Origin of the sequence: Thermococcus sp., assembly GCF_015521605.1 — an archaeon.
In the GTDB taxonomy this organism is placed as follows: Archaea; Methanobacteriota_B; Thermococci; order Thermococcales; family Thermococcaceae; genus Thermococcus.
Genome location: NZ_WANV01000030.1, coordinates 38,089 through 61,814, shown reverse-complemented (window position 1 = coordinate 61,814; position 23,726 = coordinate 38,089). Strand labels below are relative to the sequence as shown.

At 51.8% G+C, this 23,726-nt stretch carries 33 protein-coding genes; 25 read left to right on the top strand and 8 right to left on the bottom strand.

The window, feature by feature from the left end; translation table 11 throughout:
• The first annotated feature begins 5 nt into the window (after nucleotides 1–5).
• The 19 genes from F7C11_RS06140 (at nucleotide 6) to F7C11_RS06050 (ending at nucleotide 9,579) form a co-directional block, all read left to right on the top strand.
• Nucleotides 6–710 (top strand): hypothetical protein, encoded by a 705-nt coding sequence (locus F7C11_RS06140; protein WP_297091977.1) that lies wholly within the window; start codon nucleotides 6–8, stop codon nucleotides 708–710.
• 167 nt (nucleotides 711–877) lie between these two features.
• Nucleotides 878–1,024 carry a ribbon-helix-helix protein, CopG family gene (locus F7C11_RS06135; protein WP_297091975.1) on the top strand — a complete coding sequence of 49 codons (147 nt, stop codon included), beginning with the start codon at nucleotides 878–880 and terminating at the stop codon, nucleotides 1,022–1,024.
• A gap of 127 nt (nucleotides 1,025–1,151) precedes the next feature.
• Nucleotides 1,152–1,790 carry a hypothetical protein gene (locus F7C11_RS06130; protein WP_297091973.1) on the top strand — a complete coding sequence of 213 codons (639 nt, stop codon included), beginning with the start codon at nucleotides 1,152–1,154 and terminating at the stop codon, nucleotides 1,788–1,790.
• Nucleotides 1,787–2,122 carry a hypothetical protein gene (locus tag F7C11_RS06125; RefSeq protein ID WP_297091971.1) on the top strand — a complete coding sequence of 112 codons (336 nt, stop codon included), beginning with the start codon at nucleotides 1,787–1,789 and terminating at the stop codon, nucleotides 2,120–2,122. Before F7C11_RS06130 ends, F7C11_RS06125 begins: the two co-directional genes overlap by 4 nt.
• Nucleotides 2,115–2,756 (top strand): hypothetical protein, encoded by a 642-nt coding sequence (locus F7C11_RS06120; protein WP_297091969.1) that lies wholly within the window; start codon nucleotides 2,115–2,117, stop codon nucleotides 2,754–2,756. Before F7C11_RS06125 ends, F7C11_RS06120 begins: the two co-directional genes overlap by 8 nt.
• A 132-nt stretch (nucleotides 2,757–2,888) precedes the next feature.
• Nucleotides 2,889–3,590, top strand: a complete 702-nt coding sequence (locus F7C11_RS06115; RefSeq protein WP_297091968.1) for an ATPase — start codon at nucleotides 2,889–2,891, stop codon at nucleotides 3,588–3,590.
• Nucleotides 3,587–3,835, top strand: a complete 249-nt coding sequence (locus tag F7C11_RS06110) for a hypothetical protein (RefSeq protein WP_297091966.1) — start codon at nucleotides 3,587–3,589, stop codon at nucleotides 3,833–3,835. The genes F7C11_RS06115 and F7C11_RS06110 overlap by 4 nt, the downstream gene beginning before the upstream one ends.
• Before the next feature lie 8 nt (nucleotides 3,836–3,843).
• Nucleotides 3,844–4,197, top strand: coding sequence for a hypothetical protein (locus F7C11_RS06105; protein WP_297091964.1), 354 nt, complete (start codon nucleotides 3,844–3,846; stop codon nucleotides 4,195–4,197).
• Between the two features lies 1 nt (nucleotide 4,198).
• The gene (locus tag F7C11_RS06100) at nucleotides 4,199–4,678 is read left to right on the top strand and encodes a putative toxin-antitoxin system toxin component, PIN family (RefSeq protein WP_297091962.1); all 480 of its coding nucleotides are present in this window, start codon (nucleotides 4,199–4,201) and stop codon (nucleotides 4,676–4,678) included.
• 4 nt (nucleotides 4,679–4,682) lie between these two features.
• Nucleotides 4,683–4,832 carry a hypothetical protein gene (locus F7C11_RS06095; RefSeq protein ID WP_297091960.1) on the top strand — a complete coding sequence of 50 codons (150 nt, stop codon included), beginning with the start codon at nucleotides 4,683–4,685 and terminating at the stop codon, nucleotides 4,830–4,832.
• Nucleotides 4,833–5,074: 242 nt separating this feature from the next.
• Nucleotides 5,075–5,998 carry a hypothetical protein gene (locus F7C11_RS06090; protein WP_297091958.1) on the top strand — a complete coding sequence of 308 codons (924 nt, stop codon included), beginning with the start codon at nucleotides 5,075–5,077 and terminating at the stop codon, nucleotides 5,996–5,998.
• A gap of 68 nt (nucleotides 5,999–6,066) precedes the next feature.
• Nucleotides 6,067–6,645: a hypothetical protein gene (locus tag F7C11_RS06085; protein ID WP_297091956.1), complete on the top strand. Its 579-nt coding sequence runs from the start codon at nucleotides 6,067–6,069 to the stop codon at nucleotides 6,643–6,645.
• 4 nt (nucleotides 6,646–6,649) lie between these two features.
• On the top strand, nucleotides 6,650–7,285 hold the full coding sequence (locus F7C11_RS06080; protein ID WP_297091954.1) for a hypothetical protein: 636 nt from the start codon (nucleotides 6,650–6,652) through the stop codon (nucleotides 7,283–7,285).
• A 105-nt stretch (nucleotides 7,286–7,390) separates the two neighbouring features.
• Complete coding sequence (locus F7C11_RS06075; RefSeq protein WP_297091953.1) at nucleotides 7,391–7,573, top strand: hypothetical protein; 183 nt, start codon at nucleotides 7,391–7,393, stop codon at nucleotides 7,571–7,573.
• On the top strand, nucleotides 7,570–7,842 hold the full coding sequence (locus tag F7C11_RS06070) for a hypothetical protein (protein WP_297091952.1): 273 nt from the start codon (nucleotides 7,570–7,572) through the stop codon (nucleotides 7,840–7,842). Before F7C11_RS06075 ends, F7C11_RS06070 begins: the two co-directional genes overlap by 4 nt.
• Nucleotides 7,843–7,846: 4 nt before the next feature.
• Nucleotides 7,847–8,074 (top strand): hypothetical protein, encoded by a 228-nt coding sequence (locus F7C11_RS06065; RefSeq protein WP_297091950.1) that lies wholly within the window; start codon nucleotides 7,847–7,849, stop codon nucleotides 8,072–8,074.
• Between the two features lie 4 nt (nucleotides 8,075–8,078).
• Nucleotides 8,079–8,432 (top strand): hypothetical protein, encoded by a 354-nt coding sequence (locus F7C11_RS06060; RefSeq protein ID WP_297091948.1) that lies wholly within the window; start codon nucleotides 8,079–8,081, stop codon nucleotides 8,430–8,432.
• A gap of 4 nt (nucleotides 8,433–8,436) precedes the next feature.
• Nucleotides 8,437–8,694 (top strand): hypothetical protein, encoded by a 258-nt coding sequence (locus tag F7C11_RS06055; protein ID WP_297091945.1) that lies wholly within the window; start codon nucleotides 8,437–8,439, stop codon nucleotides 8,692–8,694.
• Between the two features lie 6 nt (nucleotides 8,695–8,700).
• A complete protein-coding gene (locus tag F7C11_RS06050) occupies nucleotides 8,701–9,579 on the top strand; it encodes a hypothetical protein (protein ID WP_297091943.1) in 879 nt (292 codons plus the stop codon).
• Nucleotides 9,580–9,602: 23 nt separating this feature from the next.
• Here the strand turns inward: F7C11_RS06050 and F7C11_RS06045 are convergent, their stop codons facing one another.
• Nucleotides 9,603–10,649, bottom strand: a complete 1,047-nt coding sequence (locus F7C11_RS06045) for an integrase (protein ID WP_297091941.1) — start codon at nucleotides 10,647–10,649, stop codon at nucleotides 9,603–9,605.
• A gap of 174 nt (nucleotides 10,650–10,823) precedes the next feature.
• On the opposite strand from F7C11_RS06045, the gene F7C11_RS06040 reads away from it, so the two are divergent.
• Entirely contained in the window at nucleotides 10,824–11,999 is a 1,176-nt protein-coding gene (locus tag F7C11_RS06040) for a CBS domain-containing protein (RefSeq protein ID WP_297091939.1), read from the top strand.
• 5 nt (nucleotides 12,000–12,004) lie between these two features.
• On the opposite strand, the gene F7C11_RS06035 is transcribed toward F7C11_RS06040, so the two are convergent.
• Genes F7C11_RS06035 through F7C11_RS06025 form a run of 3 tightly spaced genes read right to left on the bottom strand, consistent with a single transcriptional unit; the run spans nucleotide 12,005 to nucleotide 15,185 of the window.
• A complete protein-coding gene (locus tag F7C11_RS06035; RefSeq protein WP_297091937.1) occupies nucleotides 12,005–13,120 on the bottom strand; it encodes a DUF835 domain-containing protein in 1,116 nt (371 codons plus the stop codon).
• Entirely contained in the window at nucleotides 13,117–14,376 is a 1,260-nt protein-coding gene (gene glmU / locus F7C11_RS06030; RefSeq protein WP_297091935.1) for a bifunctional sugar-1-phosphate nucleotidylyltransferase/acetyltransferase, read from the bottom strand. The genes F7C11_RS06035 and glmU overlap by 4 nt, the downstream gene beginning before the upstream one ends.
• Nucleotides 14,373–15,185, bottom strand: coding sequence for an undecaprenyl-diphosphate phosphatase (locus F7C11_RS06025; RefSeq protein WP_297092282.1), 813 nt, complete (start codon nucleotides 15,183–15,185; stop codon nucleotides 14,373–14,375). The genes glmU and F7C11_RS06025 overlap by 4 nt, the downstream gene beginning before the upstream one ends.
• A 56-nt stretch (nucleotides 15,186–15,241) precedes the next feature.
• On the opposite strand from F7C11_RS06025, the gene F7C11_RS06020 reads away from it, so the two are divergent.
• The 3 genes from F7C11_RS06020 (at nucleotide 15,242) to F7C11_RS06010 (ending at nucleotide 18,581) form a co-directional block, all read left to right on the top strand.
• Nucleotides 15,242–16,048 carry an MBL fold metallo-hydrolase gene (locus F7C11_RS06020; RefSeq protein ID WP_297091933.1) on the top strand — a complete coding sequence of 269 codons (807 nt, stop codon included), beginning with the start codon at nucleotides 15,242–15,244 and terminating at the stop codon, nucleotides 16,046–16,048.
• Nucleotides 16,049–16,110: 62 nt separating this feature from the next.
• Nucleotides 16,111–17,190 carry an NOG1 family protein gene (locus F7C11_RS06015; protein WP_297091931.1) on the top strand — a complete coding sequence of 360 codons (1,080 nt, stop codon included), beginning with the start codon at nucleotides 16,111–16,113 and terminating at the stop codon, nucleotides 17,188–17,190.
• Between the two features lie 98 nt (nucleotides 17,191–17,288).
• On the top strand, nucleotides 17,289–18,581 hold the full coding sequence (locus F7C11_RS06010) for an RNA-binding domain-containing protein (RefSeq protein ID WP_297091929.1): 1,293 nt from the start codon (nucleotides 17,289–17,291) through the stop codon (nucleotides 18,579–18,581).
• A gap of 144 nt (nucleotides 18,582–18,725) precedes the next feature.
• Here F7C11_RS06010 and F7C11_RS06005 read toward each other — a convergent pair whose 3' ends face one another.
• Nucleotides 18,726–19,118: a 30S ribosomal protein S8e gene (locus tag F7C11_RS06005; protein ID WP_297091927.1), complete on the bottom strand. Its 393-nt coding sequence runs from the start codon at nucleotides 19,116–19,118 to the stop codon at nucleotides 18,726–18,728.
• Nucleotides 19,119–19,233: 115 nt separating this feature from the next.
• Here F7C11_RS06005 and F7C11_RS06000 point away from each other — a divergent pair, with 115 nt between their 5' ends.
• The gene (locus tag F7C11_RS06000) at nucleotides 19,234–20,124 is read left to right on the top strand and encodes a hypothetical protein (protein ID WP_297091925.1); all 891 of its coding nucleotides are present in this window, start codon (nucleotides 19,234–19,236) and stop codon (nucleotides 20,122–20,124) included.
• Here the strand turns inward: F7C11_RS06000 and pyrG are convergent.
• Nucleotides 20,121–21,722 (bottom strand): glutamine hydrolyzing CTP synthase, encoded by a 1,602-nt coding sequence (gene pyrG, locus F7C11_RS05995; RefSeq protein ID WP_297091923.1) that lies wholly within the window; start codon nucleotides 21,720–21,722, stop codon nucleotides 20,121–20,123. The genes F7C11_RS06000 and pyrG overlap by 4 nt on opposite strands.
• A 114-nt stretch (nucleotides 21,723–21,836) precedes the next feature.
• On the opposite strand from pyrG, the gene F7C11_RS05990 reads away from it, so the two are divergent.
• Nucleotides 21,837–22,748, top strand: a complete 912-nt coding sequence (locus F7C11_RS05990; RefSeq protein ID WP_297091921.1) for a hypothetical protein — start codon at nucleotides 21,837–21,839, stop codon at nucleotides 22,746–22,748.
• Here F7C11_RS05990 and F7C11_RS05985 read toward each other — a convergent pair.
• Nucleotides 22,740–23,117, bottom strand: a complete 378-nt coding sequence (locus F7C11_RS05985) for a DUF555 domain-containing protein (protein ID WP_088864306.1) — start codon at nucleotides 23,115–23,117, stop codon at nucleotides 22,740–22,742. The genes F7C11_RS05990 and F7C11_RS05985 overlap by 9 nt on opposite strands.
• A 10-nt stretch (nucleotides 23,118–23,127) precedes the next feature.
• Entirely contained in the window at nucleotides 23,128–23,415 is a 288-nt protein-coding gene (locus tag F7C11_RS05980; RefSeq protein WP_297091914.1) for a DUF357 domain-containing protein, read from the bottom strand.
• Between the last annotated feature and the right edge of the window lie 311 nt (nucleotides 23,416–23,726).

Here is a 23,726-nt window from a genome sequence, read left to right as displayed (position 1 = left end):
GCGGTATGGTAGGGAAGCAACCAAGGAGGCCAGGGAGGAAACCAGTATACGATTATGAGAAATTCGGAATAACAGCACCTGCTAAGAGCGGATACAGTTCTACCCTCTCTGTGAGACTTCCAGTTTATGCAATACACAAGTTAGACTCTATGGTTGCGCGTGGGTTATATCCTAATAGAAGCCGTGCAGTCCATGATCTAATCATGTTCTCAGATGAGGACCTACGAAGAGAGATCGCGAGACTCAAAGAGGAGATTGAGGAGCTGAAAGGGGAGATACAGTTGAGAGACCAGAAGATTGCAAGATTGGAGCGTGAGACTGCGGATGCTCTAGAGAAGGCTCGTGAGTGGGAGGAGAAATACCGTGAGTTGGAGGCCAAGCTTGCTGGTCTTGCTTCTGGTGTAGTTGATGACTCCATGGAGGTTGTAGGAATGAAGGCTGAGGATTTGATTTCGGAGTTGGAGCGGGTTGATTTGGTTGAACTGGCGAGGGAGTATTACAGACTCAGGGAGGCTTTGCACAAGTGGGATGGTTATTTTGTTTTCCTCGGCGAGGAGCGGATGAAGCGGAAGGATGCTGAGAAGAGAGTGGAAGAGCTCAGGAGAAGGATTAATCAGGTGCTTGACTTGCGGGGTATTCCTCGTGCTGAGGCGTGGAAGCGGATTAACAATGGAAAGTTTGAGGGGTTGGATAAGTTAGCTAAGGGGTGAGGGTATGAGGTTTCCTCTTTCGGGGGTCCTGGCGGTGGGGTCGATAACTTTGGCAGTGCTTGGGATCCTTGGTGCCGGCAACCATGACGCTTTGGCGGCCTCGTTGGTGTTTCTTTTTTCGGCGATGGGTATGCGAGCTTTGGAATACGCTTGGGAGGGTGAGTGAGATGAGGACTAAGACCGTCTCTGCGAGGGTTGAGGTTGGGTTTTATGAGCGGGTTAAGGCCGAGGCTGAGAGGCGTGGGATTACTGTGAGCGACTTGGTGAGGAAGGCTTTGGAGCGGGAGCTTAAGCCGTGGTGGCGGTTTTGGTGAGTCTGGAGATTTCTCCAGGTTTCTGCTCTACTTCTTTTAAGCTTTGATTGCGAGGGTGAAATCGGGGGATTCACCCAAAAATCCCCGGTGAAATTCGGTGAAATCAGGTGAGGAGGGGTGAGACTTGGTGGAGGACGCGAGCGGGAGAAGGCTTTACGTCTGCCTCCGCTGTGGGAATAAGTTCTGGAGTCGAGCTAAAAAGCCTCAGTGTTCCATGTGCAAGTCCAAGCGCGTAATACCCTATGAGGAGTTTCTTCAGTTGCCAGAGGAGGAGCAGGAGAGGATTTTGGGAAAGAGGAGCGAGGCCAGGAAGGAGGAGCCGGCCAAGGAGGTTACTGCCGAGGTTGAAGAGAGGGGAAGTGAGGTGAAGAAAGGGGAAGAGGAAAGGGTGAAGCCGGTTGAAAACCGTGAGAAGGGGGTGAAGCGCGAGGAATCCCCAAAAATCACCCAGGGTGAAGGGGTGAAATTGGGTGATTCACCCGAAATCACCGGGGTGAAAAAGGGGGAAAAGCCGGGTGAAAAGGTGAAGGGTGAAAGGGTGAAGAAGGGGTTCAAGGTCCCTGTGCCGAGGCTGAGCTGGAAGGCGTGGGGTCTTATCCTCGGCCTGGCGTTCATCTACTACCTGTATAAGGTTGGCTGGTTTGAGGAGATGTGGAATCAGTTGAAGAACCTCGGTGCTGTGAGGAACCTCCAGGATGAGGAGAAGTCTGTGAAGAATGATGCGATTCTTGAGAGAGTGAATAGGAACCTGGCGGGGGGTAGGTGATGTTTGAAGGTGTGAAGATGCTTGTTGATGCTGCTACTCATCCGAGGACTACCGCGAGGCTGGCGAGGGTCTGGGGTTTCTTTGGAGAGATTAAGGACGTTTTGAAGCCTGATCTTGAGGAGATTGAGAAGGCCATTGATGAGAAGTATGGGGAGGATGTTGACGAGGAGACTGCGAGGAAGGCCGGGGAGGAGTTCATGAAGCAGGTTGTGAAGCTTCTCAAAGCCGCTGCCGTGAAGGAGAAGGATGGCAAGAAGGCGCTTGTCATGCTGGTTGGCGAGAGGAGGAAGGTGAAGGTCACTGTGATCTACGAGGTGGTTGATGGTGAGTGAGGATCTTCTCACTACGGATAACGTGGCCAAGGCTGTCGTGGAGAAGACACTTGAGGAGAAGGACATCACCGCGCTTCTTGAGGAGGACCTTGAGGCCGAGCTCGAAAAGGATCTTGAGGAGTTTGGTGATGTTAAGCTGAATGAGGAGGAGGTTGAGGAGGAGCAGCCGCGGCGGTTGATGACTGAGGATGAGTTCATGAGGAACATTGAGGAGTACCGGGGAAAGAATCATTCCCTCACTGTGTTGATTGACCAGCTGCTTGGCATGCTGGCCAAGAAGGCGAGGAAGGCCGGCGCGGAGATTGACGATGAGCTTTGGATTGAGGTCGCCAAGCCGAGCCTTAACGTTTTCTTCTGGTACGAGGAGCTGGTTGAGGGTAGGAGTATCGCCATGTCGCCGCAGATGCTCGGCCTGATTGGCCTTGGAGCAACTGTCATCTATGGTCTGAATGTGTGGAGAGCTTACAGGGAGACGAAGTCGAAGCCGCAGCCGGTTAAGAAGATGGAGGAGAAAGAGCAGAGGAAGGTGGAGGAGCAGAGGCAGGCTGAGGCCAAGAGAGAGGAAGCCATTGAGAGGGTCAAGGTGAAGACTGACCTCCTTGAGCGGGTTCAGGCGAACCTGGCCGCTGGCTGATAACTTTTCATTTTCGTTGAACAATGTTCAGAGGGAATGAACAAAGATGTCCGTTTTGAGTTCCGAGCTCTTCCAGATCTCGGCTGCTAATTGAGCGTGAAAATGAACGGATGTTTAAGGTGGTGATGTGGGGTGGGGATCCTCGATATTGACATCCCAGCCTGGAGTATTGACCTCGTTTATGGGAACACTAACTCGGGTAAGAGCTACTTTTCCGGCTGGCTGATTGAGCAGGCGTGGGAGAGGGGAAGGAGGTTCATTGTCCTGGATACGAAGGTGAAGAACCACCTCGGCCTGGTCCAGTTGCCTGGAGTCAAGCTGCTGAAGATCAAGGTGGGTAAGAGGTATAACTGGAGGAAGCTGCTTGAGTTCGACCAGGTGCTGGTAGTCCCGACCAGGGGGACGATTAATAGGATTGGCGTGGACGGCCTTGTGGATCAGTATTACAAGCCTCTCCTTGATGAGGCTTTCAGGCGGGATCATGATCGGATTATTGTAGTTGAGGAGGCGCACCGCTACAACCCCTCCTCGAGGAGGCCTGGTCATGAGCTGGAGCAGCTGTTCAGGGAGGGGAGGGATGGTAAGCTTTATCCGATAGCGATTACACAGTCTATCGCGGACTTCCCGAAGCTTCTCTTCCGTCAGGCACAGCGGCATTTCATCTTCCAGCACTACGTGCCGAACGATGTGATTTATCTTAACCGCATGGTTCCCGGATTCTCGGAGCTGAATGAGCAGTTGAGGCCTCATGATCTTATCGAGTTCATCCCACCAAACCGGACAAGGATCATAAAGAGGGAGCTGGTCGTGAGGAGGACGAGACATTACGGGTGATAGTCTTGGCGAGGCTTTACCTCTTTGATGATAAGCGTTCAATCTGGCATGCTTTCCTCGGCTTCATCACGGCCTTCACTTTGGCTTATGGCCTAGTGATCCTGCTGCTTTACATAATCTATCAGGTAAAGGAGAAGGAGTACCCAGTGGCGACGGTGGGGGATGTGGTGGAGTTTCTCATCGGCTACGTTTACGGCTTGGCCGTCCTGGTCTGGCTGGCGTTAGGGTTTTATAATCTGCCGTAGAGATTGGGATGGGGAGGATCATGGCGTCTGATGTGAGAGCTATTGAGATGATGCTGGAGAATGATGAGAATGCCAGGCGTTCTGTTAGTGAGTGGATCGTCCAGCTCGCGAGGAAGATTCACGAAAAGCCAGAGGACATAGTGTGGTTTTTTGAGATGCGCAGGCGCATGAGGGAAGTTGAGGAAAAGGCTGAGAGGATAAGCGACGAAGAGCTGGAACGGTGGGAGCAGGAGATAGAGAGGGAACTGGAGAACTCTAAGCCGGTCAAGCAGAGCCTCGAAACACTGATGAAGGTTGGGGAAAGGAGTTTTAGGAAGTTCAAGCGCATCGAGGTGAAGCTGAAAGAGTTGGGAGTTGTCTGAGATGTCTGGTAAAATCAGGGTTGTTTTAGATACTTCGGTTTTAATTAGCGCGCTGAAAACCCGAAATCCAAGACGTTCTCCAGCGTGGCAGATCCTAAAGGCATTGCGAAAGGGAGAAATCACTAATTTTATTTCAAAAGAAATCGCTGAAGAAATGCAGGGAAAAGTGCTCGGAATTGGCGATGAAGTTGGACGGCCAAACGTTGCTGAGTACATTCTCACCCTTGTTTTAAGCAAGAGCATCATGGTCCGTCCCCGGAGAAAGTTCTCCAATGACCCTGAGTTTCTCAAAAAACTGAAGGACCCGAACGACGCCAAGTTCTTCGATGTAGCCTACGCCAGGAAGGCGGAGTACCTTATTTCAGAAAACATAAAGCACATTGTTCAAATGAGAGATGAAGCCACCAAAACTTATCGTTTTGACGGGAGAAAGGTTAAAATTTTGAGAGCTGGAGAGTTTGTGAGGGAAGTTTTGAGGTGATGTTATGAGCGTTTACCTCGACCGCGAGGCGAGGGAGATTGTTGAGAAGGTGAGGAGCGAGCTGGTGAGAAAGCTCGGCGTGAGCGAGAAGGATGTCTCAGTGAGCATGGTCATCAAGCACCTATACCACCAAGCCAGACAAAACGCGAGTTAGGCTGTTTTCTCCCGAATTCTCCTGTTTTCTCCAGTTTTTAGCTCTACTGCTTAAATACTAAAGCGTCTTATTCTATGCCGAGGCCGTAAGGCCTCGATAAAATAAGCCGAGGTGAGTGAGATGGACTGGAAGAAGATGGCGACTGAGGAGTTTGTTTTCGGAGTTATAGCCACCATAATCGGCCTTGTTGTGTACGACAAGTTTGTGAAGAAGTACCTTAAGCTTTGAAGGGGTGAGGGAACATGGTTCAGAAAATGAAGGAGACCCTGGATGATAAAATCACCCTCACCCAGAAGCGCATTGACCTGCCAAGGAACGGTGTGATTGAGAAGATCGCGCTTCTCTTCGATGTGACTCTCAGCAACAGTGGAGCTTCCGACGCCACCATTACATACGAGGATGTTCTCAAGGCAATCGAGGAGATCCGCGTTGTTGCCGACGCCAATGACATTAAGTTCAGCCTCAACGGCCTTGATGTTGCAATCATGAACTACTACGACAGCGCTGCGAAGAGCGTTGACCCAGCCGGATCCATAACCGTCCCGGCTGGAGGCAGCACGAGCGTCCAGTTCCTCCTGTTCCTGAGTGGTGGCATTGGTGAGATTCACGCACTCGCCAAGGAGAACCTCGTTCTCAGTGTCAACTTCAACACCAGCATAAGCACCGACGTCGGCATAAGCGCTGCCGAGGTTACTGTTACTCTCGACAAGAAGGTTTTCGATGATGCTAACGAGTGGATCCAGTACTATGAGGGAGTCTTTATCGAGCCGAAGGTTTGGACCAAAGAGGCAAGCTTTGACCAGCTTAACGAGCTTGCCGATGTCATGAACCTGCCGACTGGAGCGATAGCCTGGCGCGGCTTCATAGTCGGCTTTGACGCTTCCAGCGCACGTGCTAATGTTATCAACAAGTACGCCATAATCCAGACCAAGCCGAGGAGAACCGAACTCCTCAAGGTTGACTGGACGACCGGACAGCAGCTTGACAAGGTTGAGTACGCGCTTGACAGTCCACTGACTGGCGTTACTGTCATTGACTACGACAAGGAGCTTGTTCCTGGAGGCTTCGACCTCAGAGAGGCCGAGAGTGGACTCTTCAAGCTTGCGCTTAAGACCGGTGCCGCTGGCAGGGTCAGGTACATCAGCCACGAGATGGTTATACTCTGACCTCTTTTCCTTTCCTTAAATCAGCCGGTTCAAATCAGCTGCTTAAATCAGTTTTGAGGTGATAGGATATGATAACCTACAAGCCTTCTGATAAGAAGGCTGTTGAGGAGCTTGCGAGGCTGAAGGCACGGCTTGGCATTTCTGGGAGAGTTGACACGCTTGAAGAGCGCAGGAAGGCTTACTACTACTTCCAGCGCATTGGGTGGAACATGAGCATGCTGGCCTGCAATCCTGACTACAAGAGCGATCCCGTGGAGAAGGCCAGGTGCCTGCTTTACAATGAGTTGCGTGGATACCAGATCCAGGAGAGCATTAAGGGGAATGAGCGGCAGTTGAAGAAATACGGAAGTGCGTTTAAGACGACCTACGAGAGGAACAAAAGGACTTTTGAAAAGCAGTTGAAGGCTGTGAAGAGCGCCGAGCAGAGCAGCATGAAGAAGCTGATGATAAAGCGTGCTGAAAGGAACCTGAAACCGGTTCCCAAGCACGTGGAGGTCAAAGTGAAAACTACCACTAAGCAGCCGACGAGGCCAAAGCCTCTTATTGCACCGGCGCCAAGGCCAATACAGAAGCATGAAGCCGACATGAAGAAGTTCCTTCTCGCAGCGCTTGCTGCTGGAGCAGTTATTATCATCCTAAAGAGGTGAGATCATGGCCGCGCCTGTTATGATAGCTGCCGGAGCTTACAAGAACAGGGACCTGATCATCAAAGTAATCGCGGGAGCTGCTGTCCTCTATGTTGGTTATAAAGTTTACAAAAAGGTCAAGGAGCTTGGAGCTGGAGCCGAGGCTGTTGCTGAAGGCATAAAGGACGCCATCGAGGGTGTCAAAAAAGCCGTCCAGGGTGCGAAAGAAGGAGCCGCTGAAATCAAAAAGTATGGCTGGACTAAACCGCTGACTTCCGACGACACCGCTGAAATCATCAGAAAAAGAGCCTCAAAGAACCCGAACAAGCCTTACCTGATACCAGAATCAACATACAAGGCGCTAAAAGAGCAGGGAAAGGAACTTCCAAAGAACGTGAAACCCTACAAGCCAGACTATCCAAGTCCCAAAGAGAAGAGCGTGGTTGGTTCCCGCCTCGGCCTTGGCCATCTAAAGCCTGAGCCTAAGAAAGCTGAGCCAAGGAACATCAGCATGGAGGAGTATAAGAACATCCAGGCCAAACGCTGGGAGGCCGTAGCCAAGTACTACCGCAAGCGTGCTGAGGAGGAGCAGGCAAGGAAAAGACTGAAGGAAAAGGTTCTCCGTCCCCTGCCGATACACACTCCCATTTACGCGAGGTGATTCCATGAAGATCGACCACGAGGTTCTCCTTGAAGGCCTCATCCTCTTCATTTTGTGGATGGCCTTCCAGATCATGTTCACCAAGTTCATGAGGAGGGTGAGAGTATGACCGAGACGATAACCACGGCACTCATCACCGCGGGGATCACCGCACTCGCAACCGTTAGCGCAAACAAGGCACTCCTCCAGAGGATTTCCAAACAGCTCGACGAACTTGAGGAAAAAATCTTTCAGCACGAGCAGAGGCTGAGCCGGCTTGAGGGGAGACTCGAGAAGGTGAGAGCATGAGCAGGAAGAACAGGAACATCTACCTCGGCAAGCGCGTGAAGGATACTGGAAAGAAAGGCCTTGACAGCCTCAGGGAAGTTGAAGACATCTGCAAAGAGATTCTCAAGGATTACGAGAAGAAAAAAATTAGCTACGCCACGGCCATGAGGCGCCTAGTCTTCCTCAGAACCACGGTGATTAAGCGGAACGAGAAGCTGGTGGGAAAGAAGCGGAAGGCCTACAAGATCGTGAAGAAGTACGAGGAGAAACTCATGAAGATGATGAGGTGAGAACATGCCAGTTCTGATTGAGTTTGAGTGGCCTGGCCGGCGTGCGGTTCCAGCCATCGCGGGGAAGCCTAGGGAGCCTGTCAGGAGTTACACCCCATTCCTCGCGAGCGAGGAACCTCAGCCAGGCAAGAAGGAGAGAAAAGTGGAGTGGTGGAGGCCATTTCTTCCCCTGCTGGCCATCGTAATACTCCTCAAGCTCGCAACCTGGTTTGTGAACAAACACCGGAGGTGAAATCATGTCTGGCGAGATTGTTAAAGCCGAATTCGTACCCGCTGACAACGTGCCGATCGAACTAACAGACGATCAGAGGAGTTATGAGCACACGTTCGGACTGAAAGTTCACATTTGTGCTGTGAGTGTAAGCCACGGGAATGATGATTATGTGATCGTCAGCCTCCGCAAGCCGGAGGATACTCAGCCATTCTGGAAAAACAAGTTCTACAAAGGCCTCAATGGACAGATCTTCATCCAGCCAGTTCCAAGCCTGCCTCTTACAGGTGTCATTGTAGAGGTCGAGCCTGGCGGGAGCCTCACTGCAATTAATGATAGTGTTCTTGTAAACATCAGCTACATCAGAGCAGAGAGGTGAGACGATGCTGCTGCTTAAAGGAATTGGCGGGGGTGTCAGATCGACAATACGCTTCGGAGGCACAGGCGTTAAATGGAACACAAACGAGGCAGCAATCTTCAATTCGAAGGTTCATGTCGGTGGAGCCTCGCATGGTGAAATAGTGCTGTATCTTTCAAAGGTCCACATCGGTGGAGCTTCTCCTGGGGAGTTACCACTCTATCTCTCAAAAGTCCATGTTGGTGGAGTTGAGGTAAAATCTGGAATAACCTACGCAGGGTGATGGAATATGGTAGTGGTCAATGACATAGTGATAATAGATAGGTCGGTTGACTCCTTTGTTGTTGACCTCTGGGGACTTAGTGGATTGACATATGTAGATATGACACTAACAGCGAGGATATTCAATCAATCGTCAAGAACCCAGTATATTAAAGCCGTGATTGTAAGTCCTACGGATGGAACATACACTTTTGACAACGGTACGTCGGAAGTGCAGTTGGGAGCTATTAATCCATTTTGGTATTCCGACTTTAAATTGATTCTCAGGAGGAACAGTATTCCATCCGCAGGACAAGTGGATACAGTAACAATTAGGTTTGAAAGCTACAAAGATGATACTTATTCAACGTTAGTAGATTCTGTTACCAAAACATACACAATAGAGTTTGAAGACTTCAGCGCACCAGTCAACTATGTTGTTGACATACTCGATGAATTCGATGATGGTTCTGCGCCTAACTGGAGTGGCGGAACAGTAACCGATAGAGCAAGTGTAAGAGCTGGGGGATACAGTTATGTATTGGATGCGGGAGATTCTAACGTTACCAAAACAGCAGTAAAAACATTTGACGTGCCATCAGGGTCTAAGGTGGTTGTGTTATTTTACTATGCAATCCGGTTAGATAGCAAGAGTTCATATACTGATTGGATGTACATAAAAGACTATCAGGTAAAACTAAACGACAATATCTTGTATCAGGTGGATGGATACTTCCGTTACTCTAAGCCAGACTTATTTGAAGGGTGGTTTCAGCAGGGATTTGACATTACACAATATGCTGGGACACTTGGTGCACAGTTCTCAATTAGTGCATATTTTGCAGACGAGTATGCGGCTGATAAGGAATTGTTCATAGACAGATTCATAGTTGCGCATAAACCCTGAAGAGTGAAAATTGGTAAAAAATATTAAAGCTCCAAAATCCCCAGCTCTTCTTTCAATTTGTCCACCATGTGGTAATAAATCCTCGCCGCGTTCTGCACGTTCCAGCGGTAGTTCCTGCCGCCGACGTTCTTCGGTGCTCTCCCCTGGAGGAACTCAATGAGGTGCATGGCATCAGCCGGCGGGTTCGGAACCGTGCTCATGACATTGTCATTCATGAAATTCTGGAAGAATTTCCTGAAAAGTGCGAGATCCTTATGCCGCTCCGGGTGCTTCAGCATGGTTCTCTTATAGGTGTTGTCCTTCCTCAGCTTATAGCCTGAGGCCTTGAACTTCTTGAGATCCTCAACCAGCTCGACCGGGAAGACAGCAATGTAACCCCTCTTGGTCTGATGCTTCCTCTGCGGTAGCTTCACCCGCTCCATGTCATAGACGGCTATCTTCTCCCTGTACTCCTCGGGAATGCCAAAGGCCTTGAATGTATTATCAAGGACTTTCGGGTCGAACTGGTTCATCAGCTCGCGGACCTCGTCAGCGCGGAGGCCTGTGAAGGCCAAAAGCTTGAGGTAAAGCTTGCGCGCGTGGATCACTTCGGGTCTTGAACCCTTCACATCCTTGATAATCTCCCTGATGTCCTCAGCGCTGATGACCTTGGCCGACTCAGGCCTGGCCTTGGTCTTGATGTTTGGAATTACCGCCTTGAAGTCAATGGCCTCGCTCTTCCTAATCCTCCCCGTGGCCACGAGGAAGTTGATGTAGCTCCTGATCGCCAGGTAAGCCTTCCTGTCGGGAGTACCGGCAGAGGTCAGTGGTATTGAGTCAACGATTCTCCTGAGCTCTTCGGGAGTGTTGGCCTTCTTCCCCCAGAGGTACTTGTTAAGTTTATTGATGTAGTCCCTGGCCAGAGAAGGAGACTCCCGTTGTATCCACTTGGCGTATTCTTCACGATCACGACCATAATGGATCTTGGCTGTGGAATCAACCAAAGCCTTTTCTGTAAAAATGTCTTGGGTTCCTGGCTCGCTTTTTGTCACTGCGTCAATGGATGGCCTTCTTTCCTTAAAATCCGTCATCTCGAGTCCCGCGCCTTCCCAGGCTAGGCTACCCCGGCGCGATGGAGAGTTCCCCCGGGAATTTTATAAATCTTTCCGCGAAAAATTTATTAACCATAATTAACTAAAAGTCTCCCGGTTGCAAAGGTTTAAATTCTCGGCCGCCCTAATAATAAGTGAAAGGAGGTGGCAGAAATGGTCGGTATTCTTGTGCAGGAGGTTATGACCGACAAGTTCCAGAAAATAGACATCGACGCCCCGCTTTCTGAGGCGATCGGAATTTTTGAGAAGGAAGACCCCGACCTTATTCTGGTCTTCGACGGAAATCTGTACAAGGGAGTCCTGACCCAGGATCTGATAGTACGCTCCCACCTCAAGTGGGACCCAACCAAGGCCAAGGTTAAGGACGTCTACAAAACCGCTCCGGTTATCAAGCCGGACGATGACCTTAGCAAGGCCGCCAAGCTCATGATTGAGGTTGACCTGCGCTCCCTTCCCGTTGGGGAGAGCAAGGCTGAAATCATCGGGGTTATAAGCGATATAGAACTGCTCAAGAGGATAACCCAGGAAGAATTCGGGAAGAAAAAGGTTGAGGATTTCATGACCAAGGACGTTATAACCCTCAAGCCCGAAGACACCGTCGCAAAGGCGCTCGCAACGATGCGCGACCATGCGATATCAAGGATACCGGTAGTCAACGAGGAGGGCAAACTTGAGGGCCTCGTGACCCTGCACGACCTCATCATAAGGTTCATCAAGCCCCGCTTCAGGGCACAGTACGGTGAGGTGGCGGGTGAGAAGATACCCCCGTTCAGCATGCAGCTGCGCGACGTCATGATAAGGGGTGTAATAACAATATCCCCTGACGCCACGCTCAGGGAAGCCATCGCCACGATGATAGACAACGACATCGACGGCCTGATAGTCGTCGACGAGAACAACCGGGTCAAGGGTGTTCTCACTGTCAAGGACATGCTGCTGCCCATCTCAAGGATGGTCGAGAAGGAGGTTCGCTTCTACCTCCAGCTGGGCGGTGATGCATCCGTACTCAGCGACTTCACCAGGGAAAGAATAATAGAGGACGTGAGGCGTTTCGTTGACGGATATGAAGACCTCCTCGGGCAGGAAGGGATAATATACCTGTACATCAGGCGCTTCAACGAGCGCTTTAGAGGCGTCCACCTCTACCAGGCCAGAATGCGCGTCGTAACCGACAGGGGAGTGTTCATAGCAACTGGAGAAACCTGGGGAGCAATACAGGCCGTCCATGACGCCCTCCGGGCAATAGAGAGACAGCTCCTCCAGAAGGCCGAGCTTGAGAAGGACACCCACTACTACAAGCGCTTCCTGGAAAAAATGGGACTGGAGTGAGGGGACTACCCCCTCGAAAATTCTCTTTCTAAAATTCTTCTCTGAAGCGGGTCCAGGGCTTCCGGATCCACCACCAGTATTATCGTTCCGTTCGCCACCAGCACGTGATCCTTTACGTTCAGGAGGAACTTCAGGGTGTTTTCAAAGCCGTTTTCTATTATCAGATACTCCACGGCGTCTATGTACAGAACGCGGTAGCCGCTCTCCACGGCCTTGGCTATCAGGTCGGTCAGTATATCGATCTTGGTGGGACTTATCGCGTATATCTCCGGGAACTTGTGTATCTCCCCCTCCATTACCCTCGTAACCCAGAACACCAGAGCGCTCGGGTGCAGTTTTCCCCTGATGTTGTCAAGCTCCTCCCTGGTTATCACAACTAGGTTTGAGAGCTCCCCAATATTCCCGAACTTTTCGGAGACCCTCTCCTTGGATGGGCACACAAAAGCCCCGGGAGGAGTCGCCTTGACAGTGGGAGGCTGGGTTTCCGGCGGGAAAAACGGTATGAAGACGAACTTGAACGCACCCACCGCAGCGATCAGCCTGAAAACGGCACCGAGGAAAAAGGCACTGGGAGCCAGCCAGTCAACATTCCTGACTACCGGATACGTGAAGTTGAGAAGGGCCAGAAGTATGAGCCCCCACGGGAAGAGGGAGTCTATGCTGCGGGTTGATATCTCTTTCTCCATTAGAACCCTGCTGAAATAGATAAGGGAAAAGCTGTAGGCAAAAGCTGGAAATACCGTTTCTACCACAAAGTTGTCATTGAAAACGTTGGCCGCCAGCAGGAACAGCCATATGTACGAGGCGGCCAGAAACACCGAGATGAACACGACATGCTTGAGCTTGCTCGTGTTGTATTTGAGGTGGATAGCCCCCCAGAGGAGGAGGGTCGCTATAAAGAAGTTCGGTATCTGAGAGGCGACCCTATACGCCTCGTGGGCCATGTGGATTCCAAGGGGCTTAAATATATAGCTCTCCACGTCCATGGCGTTTATGAAGAACGCCGTGCTCAGCAGAACCCAGCCCTTGTCACGGGTCTGATAGGCCTTGTATGCGACGGCGATGAACAGAACCCACCTGGAGAAAAAATTGACAAAAGGAACTACGGCTTCCGGATTCATCTCTTCATCACCGCCTTCTCCTGTTTCACAACCACTAGGCTTCCGCTGGGAACGTTTCTATCGACTATCACCCCCGGCCCGACGAATGAGTTGCTCCCTATCTTCCTCCCCGGGTATATGCTCACGCTTATGCCAACCTTGACGTTGTGGCCGATTATGGCCCCAAGCTTTTTCCTTCCTGAGTCCTCAAGCTTTCCTTTGACCTCAACCCTTATTGTGCCCTTGTCATGTCTCAGGTTTGCTGTGATGGTACCCGCACCGAGGTTAGTGTTCTCCCCTATTATCGAGTCCCCAACGTAGTTAAGGTGGGGGGCGTTGCTGTGATCCATGATTATCGAGTTCTTGACCTCCACGGCGTTGCCTATGTGACAGTTGTCACCGATGCTCGTGTACGGCCGTATGAAGCAGTTAGGGCCGATGCGGGAGTTTTTACCTATCTTTACCGGCCCGATTATGTATGCCCCGCTTCTGACAACCGTCCCCTCCCCTATCTCCACGGGAGGGACTATCGTGGCGCCTTCTTCTACTATGCCCCTGATGCTGTGCTTCAGCTTGTTCTTCAGGAGATATTCGTTGAGCTCCAGAAGATTCCACGGCCTCCCCACATCGTTCCAGTAACCGGAATAAACCGCGTAGGCAACCCGTTTTCCGTCCCGTATCATGAGATTGATCGTATCGGTTATCTCGTACTCCCCACGCTTGCTGACGGGAGTCCTTTGGAGGAACTCAAAGACGTCGGGTTTGAAGATGTAGACGCCGAGGTTTGCATAACCTGGGACACTGCCCGGCTTCTCCTTCACCACGGAGACGAGATTTTCCCTGACCTCGACCTTGCCGAAATGGCTCAAATCGTCGAACTCCTTCACCAGAAGTGCAGCGTCTGCCTTCTCCCTTTTGAAGGCTCCCACAAGCTCCTTAACTCCGTCTATCTCGAAGTAGATATCACCGTTGGCGACTATAAACTCCTCAGCACCAATCTGCTCCTTGGCAGACTCTATGGCCTTGGCGGTACCTTCACCAGGAAGCTGGTCAACGTACGTTATGGGTTTGCCGTTAAACTCATCTCCAAGGCCGTCGATCAGCTTTTCCTTTTCATAGCGAACGATTATTATGAACTCATCCACAAAGGGATCCAGATTCTCAAGCACGTACTCAATTATCGGTCTGTTTGCTACTTTGAGCATCACCTTGGGCCTGTCATCCGTTAGAGGGCGAAGCCTTTCACCCTTTCCCGCGGCGAGGATAACCGCCTTCACAGAATCACCCCCACGAAGTAAATGAACACAGGTATCAGACCAAAGATCGCAATGAATGTCCTCTCTCCTAAAACCTCAACGGCCCTAAGCAGGCCCTTCATCGTAACCATACTTGCCACGAATGATGAGATGAAGGCCGTGAAGAGCAGCGAAACCGGGAGCGCCGGATCCCATCCGGTCACGAAGGCGAGCTTCAGTATGAGATAGACAGGGGCTATAAGGAAGCTCAGTTCAAGGGCCTTCTTGGCGGTGACCCCCGTAACGACCAGGCCGAAGAACACGAGCCCGCTCCTTGAAAGGCCGCCTATCAGAGCCCCTCCCTGCAGCAGACCGGAGACTATGGAGTCCACGAAGGTTGCTCCGTCCTTTTCCTCGCGGATTTTCTCCTTGGTCCCGCCCAGGAGGGGGTGGAAGCGGCCGAGGAAGAGAGCGAACAAAAAGATAGCAAATCCGATGAGGGCATTGATGAAGTCGGCAACCTTGGAGTCGATGAATCCCTCCAGACCAACCAGTAAGGGATAGCCAAGCAGGACTGTGAAGAGGGTGGCATAGAGGAGATACTTCGTGTCCGAGTCAAGGCTCCTGCGCAGGACCCTCTGTGACCCAAGCGCAATTTTCTCTTTGAAATAAAAGAGCACGGCAAAAGTCACGCCCAGATACGCCGGAACTAGGTAGTCCGCATAGGCCGGCGTTGCACTCTCCAAAAGCCTCATGATTGAATAACCCTCCGGACTGGTGGGAAGCCAAGATGAGAGCGCCACGACAACGCCCGAAAGCAGGGGAGCTATATATTCACCGATGTTAACCATGGCAACCACACCAAGGGTTTTAACTCCCGAGAACATAAACTTTTCGAGGGGTCGTGATGAAACTCACTGTACTCTACGAAAACCATTCGGGGTTCAAAAGGGGTCTCCTTGGCTCCCACGGCTTTTCCGTCCTCGTCGAACATGCGGGGGTCAAAGTTCTCGTCGATACCGGGGCCGATGGAGGAGTCCTGATAAACAACATGATGAAGCTCGGAATCCATCCCAGGGAAATCGACCACATCTTCATAACCCACGGACACTACGACCACACGGGCGGACTGAAGGCATTCCTTGAGGAGAGGGGACGGCCAATACAGGTCACTGCCCATCCCGGGATATTCACAGGAAGGATTGCCATCAAGCCGGAGCGGAGGGAGATTGGAATCCCCTTCAGCAGGGAGGAGCTGGAAAGCCTGGGAGCCGAGTTCATCCTGAAAGAGGGGCCCTTCGAGTTCGCGCCAGGATTCTGGAGTTCCGGGGAGATACTCAGGCGCACGTGGGACAGGACAGTGGGCTATATCGAAGAAAGCGGGAAGTTGCAAAAGGACCCGATTCCCGATGACATTGCCCTCATAGTGGATCTGGACGAAAGTGTGGCCGTGATAACAGGCTGCGGTCACTCAGGGATTCTCAACATAGCGTGGCACGCCGAAGACGTCAGCGAAAAACCTGTTAAGGCGCTCATTGGAGGGTTTCATCTTAGGGGAGCCAAAAAGGAAGTCCTCGATGAAGTCGCCGGGAGAATAGATGCCGAAAAGCTCTACGCCGGCCACTGTACGGGCATCGATTCGTACGCACATCTGAAGGGCAGGCTTGGTGATAGGATAGAACCGCTTCACGTTGGAAAAACCATCGAGCTTTAGCGAACCTTTAAATACCCAGTCGAAAAGCCCAACATCGCGAGAGAAAAGGAGAGGTGGGAGAGATGAAGAACCCGTTCGAAAAAATGCCGACCGTGCTTACCGCTGACGAGCTCATCGATAAGGCATTCAGAAGAGCCGAGAAGGCCGCATCGGCATTCACACCAAAGGGCGGCCCGAGGGCAAAGGCGAGGCAGAGGGAGGAGCTTAGAGTAAGGACTGTCTCAAATGTGATAAGGGACAACCTCAGAAAGCTCCTGGACAGAACGCCGGGTGTTTCGGAGCTGCCCCCGTTCTACAGGGAGCTGGTTGACACGCTCGTTGACAGGGATCAGTTCCACCGTTCGCTGGCTCACGTCAGCTGGGCGATAAAGACGATACGGAATCTGGAGCAGAGGCACGTGGAGAAGATACGCTACTCCAGAGACCCTGACGAGATTGCAAGGCTCAGAAGGAGCTTCTACGGCCGCGTTGCGGATGTCCTCAGGGAAATAGCGGACGACCTGGAGTACCTCAACCAGGCCAGGAACGTACTGAAGGATCTGCCGGTCGTTGACCTTGAGCTCCCAACGGTCGTCATCGCCGGCCACCCCAACGTGGGCAAGAGTACCCTGCTGAGGGCCCTGACCAACGCGAAGCCTGAAGTTGCCAGCTACCCGTTCACCACGAAGGGCATAAACGTCGGCCAGTTCGAGGAGCACTACCTCAAATACCAGGTCATCGACACCCCGGGCCTGCTCGATAGGCCGCTGAGCGAGAGGAACGAGGTCGAGAGGCAGGCTATTTTAGCGCTCAAGCACCTCGGAAAGGTCATCGTCTACATCTTCGACCCGAGCGAGTACTGCGGCTATCCTATAGAGGAGCAGACCCATCTGTTTGAAGAGATTCACCGCGAGTTCGGAGAGTTCCCCTTCATCGTCGTCCTCAACAAGGTGGACATAGCGGACGAGGAGAAGATAAAGGCCGTTGAAGAGTTCGTCAGGGGCAAGGGTCTCGAACCGCTCAGGATCTCGGCCCTGAACGGTGAAGGCCTGGATGAGCTGAGGAGACGCGTCATAGAACTTGTCAAACCGATGGTCGAGGAGCAGGCGAAGAGGATAATGGAGAGGGAGCTGAGAAAGTACAGGGAAGAGCTTGAGCTCTGACCCCCCACCATCCTCCCCCAATTTATCGTTAACACCGTAAACCCACGGAACTTTACAGTACCGTTAACTTTTTGAGGTTTACAGTCTTAACGGTAATCATGGACGTGAACAAACTGCTGGCCCTTATAAAAGAGGGTGAAAGCGAGAAGGTTGAGTTCAAAAGAACAGCCACTTCAGACTTAGCGAGGGAAATATGCGCCATGGCAAACGCCGAAGGGGGATATCTGATTATCGGAGTCTCTGATGATGGGAAAATCCTCGGCTGCGATCCCAGAAAAGTGGGGGAGGTTCTTGCGTCCTCCCTCCAGAACATAACCCCTCCGATAAGCATTAAAACCAGTACACTCGAAATAGGCGGGAGGAAAGTCGTCGTAGTTAAGGTTCCCAGGTCAAGAACTCTTTGTTCTATTGGGGGAGTTGCATACATCCGTGTTGGCTCTGGGATAAGACCTCTGTCGATTCAGGAGATAGTCATGCTCTCCTCTGAACTCGGAACGATAACCTGGGACGAGTTTCCGGCGGTGGACGTCTCAAACATGCGGAAGGATTACGTGGAGTGGTTCTTCTCTGCGATGAAAGAGGCCAGGGGCAGGGAGATTCCAAGGGAAGACTGGAGTAGGTATCTGAGAAGTGCCAAGGCTGTAAAAGGGAAAAAACTGACCAACGCTGGGGTTCTCTTTTTCACCGATGCCCAGGATTTCATGCCTCACTCTGGGGGCAGGATAATCAGGATGGAGAACGACCAGCCCGTCTGGAGTAAGGAGTTCAGTGGACCGATCTGGAAGGTCATCGACGATATGTACGCCGAGCTGATGTCCCAGATAGGGAGTGTTGAAGTCGTGACCGGCACGAAGAGGAAGAAGCTACCCGAATACCCTCCAAGGGCTATCAGAGAGGCAATAATCAACGCCTTCGCACACAGAAACTACGCCATACCCGCAGATGTAAGGGTGTTCATCTACCCTAATAGGTTGGTGATAAGAAACCCCGGCGGCCTGATGCCTGGAGTTGATCTAAACGATCCGGAGCACGTCCCCAGAAACCCCTACTTATGTGGTCTCCTCTACGATTCCGGCTACATTGAGAAGTATGGATATGGGCTTAGGATGATAAAGAGCGAGTGCGAGAGACACGGCTTAGTTGAGGTAGAGTTCAGGAGCAGCGCAAACCGGTTTGAAGTGGTTTTCAAGAAGACCTCCGCGAAGATGCTGGACGAGATCGACAGGAAAATAATCGAGTTCCTGTCAATCCCAAGAAGGAGCGGCGAAATAGCGGAATACGTCGGCATATCAAAGCCCAGCGTCCTCAATAGGCTGAAGAAACTTGAGTCCTTGGGCATTGTACGGCCAGTTGGAAGTGGCTCCCAGAGGAGGTATGCTCTGAACCGTTAATACCGTAAACCCACGGAACTTTACGGTACTGTTAACTTTTCTTTCTTTACGCTGTTAACGGTGACAAGAGACAGCGCCCAAGAAAGAAACCACTAGAATCCTGAAGGGATTCCAGAGAAGGGGACTTCAAAAGGTGGAGAGAGGTCAGGCACTCTCCTCCTTGATGAGAACGGCGTTGACGACGCCGTCCTGGCCGGGCCTGCTGGTGACTATGGCCCTGCCGACCTCGGTCTCGATGATCGCTCCCTTGGTGATGATGTTCCTCCTGACGTACTGCCTGTTGGCCGGGTTCTCAACGACGCTGAGTATCCTAACCTTCCGGCCCTTGCCGTTCTCGAAGACGTTGGCGTAGAGGGCCTCGATGAGGCGGACCTTTCTGTTTCCACCGTAGGTTCTGATTATCTTCTTCTTTTCCCTGTCCTCACCGACCCTGGTGAAAGCCGGCTCCCTTCCAAGCTCCCTCTTCCTCTTCTTCCTAGCGAGGATAATCCTTCCACCTGAAGGCTTCTTGAGTGACCTTCCCTGCCAGATAGCCATTTATCTCACCCCATGAGCTTAATACTCAACCTATCGCCACTTTGGGGGGTTCGTTTATAAGCTTTTCTAGAAGAATTTTTAAATCCTCGCCCCCATTACTCCATCAGGTGGTGGTATGGGAGCGATAGACGCATTCACAAACGCATTTTCACTCGTCATCAGGAACAAGAGGCTCTACCTCCTTGTGCTTGTTATGAGCCTCATGATGGCCCCTCTCGGAGCGTACCTTATCCCCAGCGAAGTCAACTACGAGTACAACCAGACCGCAATCCAAAAGGGAAACGTCATAATCGAGGAATACGGAACGCCGATAAGCGGAAACGAGATGGACACGTTGGTGGAGCTCCTCAAAGGACTCGCCATCTATTCCATCATCGCCCTCATCGTCGGAGCGATTTTTGAATACGGAATAACCAAGGGGATCTTCATGCATCTAAGGGATGAAGAGTACTCCCTCAGCGGCCTCCTGGTGGAAGGTCTAAAGCACTTCCCAGGGGTCATCCTGATAAACTTCATCTACGGGCTTATAATGGTGGTTTTCATAGGAGTTGCTGCCATCCCAATGGCACTGGGGGCCCTTTTCCTCCCAGCCGGGGCGATCCTGATGTTGCTGGGCGTCATTTTGATGTTTGCGGCTGTGGCTTTTGCCCTTGGCCTCTCATCCCTCGCAATCCCGTTCTACGTTGACAGGGGGAGCATTGGAGCGGCCTTTGAAGCCTTTGGGGCGGCCTTCAGGAACGCCCTCTCAACAGTGGGCTTCGGCGTGCTCCTTGGGATTGGAGTTATCGCCATAATGCTGGTGGCAAGCCCAATAGCCTTCTTGGCGCAGATGGTGCTTCCGGAGAACATAGCCCCCTACGTCTCAGCGTTCCTTCAGGCGCCGTTTGATGCCCTGCTTTACATGTTCATCTGGACGGCGGGGGTGGCGTTTTACAGAGAAATACAGAGAATGGAAGAGCTGAAAAAAGTCGACGAGGAACTGATCGATCTAGGAATCGAAGTTTAAGCCCCGTACTTCTTTTCTTTTGCCGCCTTCACAAGCCCTCTGAAGACCGGTGCCGGGTTCATGGGGCGGGACTTAAATTCCGGATGGAACTGCGTGGCGATGAAGTACCTCCTGTCTGGAAGTTCGAGTATCTCCATCCTCCTCTCGTCGTCCCCAGCTATTCCACTGAATACCAGACCGGCCTTCTCGAACTTGTCAATGTACTCGGGGTTTACCTCCCAGCGGTGTCTGTGGCGCTCGTAGATCAGCTCCTTTCCGTAGAGCTCCCTTGCCAGGGTCCCCGGCTTTACCTTGACCGGGTAGGCACCGAGACGCATCGTCCCGCCAAGCTTGTCAAGGCCTCTCTGCTCCGGCATTAGGTCGACGACCGGATGAGGAGTCTGGGGGTCAATTTCGGTGGAGTGCGCGCCCTTCAGCCCCAGAACGTTGCGGGCAAACTCGACAACCGTGAGCTGGAAGCCGAAGCAGATACCGAGAAACGGGATGTCGTTCTCCCTCGCGTAGCGGGCCGCGAGCATCTTGCCCTCCGTTCCGCGCGCTCCAAAGCCACCGGGGACTATTATGCCGTCAACGCCCTCAAGGAGTTTTGTTCCGCCCCTTTCAAGGTCCTCCGCCTCAATCCAGCGTATTTTCACTTTCACGCCGTTGGCAACGCTGGAATGCTTCAGCGCCTCCTTTATGCTGAGGTACGAATCGGCAAGCTTGACGTACTTGCCCACTATGGCGATCTCAACGGTGTCCTCCAGGGACTTGTACCTCTCGACCATCTCGCGCCATGCGTCGAGCTCCGGCTCCTTCTCCGGAAGGCCAAGCCTCTTCGTGAGGTATCTGGCGAGGCCTTCCTTCTCAAGCATGAGCGGAACCTCGTAGGTGTCCTCAACGTCGTAGGCGCTTATGACAGCCTCCGGCGGAACATTGGTGAAGAGGCTTATCTTCCTCCTGGCACTTTCCTCCAGAGGGTCTTCCGAGCGGGCCACTATCGCATCGGGCTGGATTCCAAGGCTTCTAAGCTCCTTAACGCTGTGCTGGGTCGGTTTCGTCTTCTGCTCGCCCACGACTTTAAGCTTCGGCACGTAGGTGACGTGGACGAAGGCTACGTTCTCCCTTCCCTCCTCAAGCTGCATCTGACGGGCAGCCTCAAGGAAGGGCATGCTCTCTATGTCGCCGACTGTTCCGCCTATCTCCACCACAACGACGTCGTATTCCCTCGCTATGGCCCTAATGCGCTCCTTTATCTCGTTGGTGATGTGAGGAATAACCTGAACGGTTGCCCCGAGATAGTCTCCCCTGCGCTCCTTTTCTATGACGGCAGAATATACCTTCCCAGTGGTGATGTTGTGGTCAAAGGTGAGGTTTGTATTGAGAAAGCGCTCGTAGTTGCCGAGGTCGAGGTCAACCTCGCCCCCGTCGTCGAGGACAAAGACCTCTCCGTGCTGGTAGGGGTTCATCGTCCCTGCGTCGTAGTTGAGGTAGGGATCTATCTTGATGTTGGTCGTTCTAAAGCCCCTGGCCTTCATGAGCATTCCGAGGGAAGCGCTGGTTATACCCTTTCCGAGACCGCTGACAACACCACCCGTGACAAATATGAACTTTGTCATGGCAAAACCTCCACCGGTTATGTCGTTGATTGATTGGTGAGTGCTTAAAAGCTTTGTTGGAGGGGAGAAGAAAAACTTAAAAGCCCCATGTTAATACTATTAGTTGATGTAACTATGAAAACTGTCAGTCTAAATGTATCAGCAACACTAAGAAATAGAAAGTTCATCTCTCTGCTTTTCGTAGCACTGCTGGTAACCTACGTATTCCCTTTCCCGTTTATCAGCGGTTTCCTCCAGGATTATTCAAGGCTCAAGGAGATCAGAGAAAGGATGGCCCAAGAAAACGACGCCATAGTGTGCCACAACGTTTTCGACGTCAATCCCGAATTCTTCGGCTCGCATGGCATGAGATGCAACGACAACTACTACCGCCCCGATGAGCGAACCGTGACTGTGGACGGGCTGAGTGTCTACAGGGACACCCACCATGAGTACCTGGATGCGAAGAAAAACCTCCGGCGAGAACTTCCCCCATTTGTGGTCTTCGTTGTCTTCGTGTTTTTGGCCCTTCTCTGGTTCAGCTATGCAATGGTGGATTTTGCCGTTGAATTGTCAGAGGGGAACGAAAGGAGGCCCTTCGAATCGATGCTATCCGGACTCCGGTCAATTCCCGCACTCGTGGCTTCGGAGATACTGGTTTTCATTGCAATGATTCTGGTGCTAATACTCCTGGCCATACCGATAGCGCTTTTAGGGCCCTTTGGAGGCTTCATAGCCGGTCTCATTGCATCCCCAGCCTTTGCACTTGTAGTTCCGGCGTATTACTTTACGAAGAAAATAGGGCCTGTTGGAGAGATATGGAGGATAGCAAAGGGCAACCCCGGAGGATACTTCACACTGGGGCTCGGACTCGCGGTCCTTGAGGCCCTGACAGCCTTGGAGTACGAGAACTATCTCGGCATTGGGGCTCTGTTCCTGATGCTCATTGTTGGGGGACTGAGATACCTGCTCAGCAGCCTTGGTGCACTCTGGGTCTACCTCGATACGCCGCCGGAGGAAAATCGAGAAGAAATGCAGTCAGTCTAACTCGACCCCGTTCCCTTCTTCCTCCTCGGTAAGCTCCCTTATCTCGTAGACCTTGAGCGGAACCTTCTTTAGGGCCTTCCCGATGACGGCCTTGGCTATTCTCTCGGCGTGCTCGATGGTCTGGGCGTTGTAGACCTTGATCGTGAGATACATTCCGACCAGACCCACGGACCCTATCACGAAGGCGCTCTCGAAGTGGGCACCGCAAACTGGACACTGGGAGTAGCCGATTTCAACACGCACAAAGTCGAGCTTCTCCTTGTTGAGGGCTTTGGCCACCTTGCTCACCGCGACGTTTATCGCGTCCTCGCTCGTCTCGACGTCCCTCACTATAATGGGTGCCTCCAAAACAACCACGTAGTCTCCCATAGCTCCCACCTCAGCCAAAGGCAAACAGTCTGTCGTCCTCTCCCTTAAAGACCCCCAGCCTTACACCTGCGTCTATAAAACCGTGGGCGTAGTTGAGCGCGGCAAAGGCAGTCACGTAGTCGCCTTTCTCGTAGTAGTATTTCGCGTCCTCAAAATAGCTCCTCGCCATGGTGAGGAAGTCCTCTGCAACGCTCCTTAAAAGGCTCTTCTCGTGAACCGCTATTTCAAGGGTCTTCAGAGCTTCAGCGGTGATTTTAAAGTACTTCTGAAGCTTTTCCTCTGTTATCTCCCGTCCCACCGGTCTCGCCTCACGGTTGGTTGGGAGAGAGTCTTATAAACCTTTCCCGGACTAATTATGTCTATTTAGTCTAGTTTAGATAAACAGGTTTCTGAAGATTCAAGTCCTGTGAAATGTTTAAGGCCAGAATAGGTGTTCCTGCATTTTCTGGTAACTTGAAATTTAAAAGGCTGTTCCTTTATAAATCTTAAATTTTAAGTGTTAACGTTTCCATGAATCTTTAAAAAATTTTTAAATATTTCAATTAAATATTTGCTTTTAGTATAATCCATTCATTGCTGAAACGAGTTGCATGCTCCAAGAACAGCAGA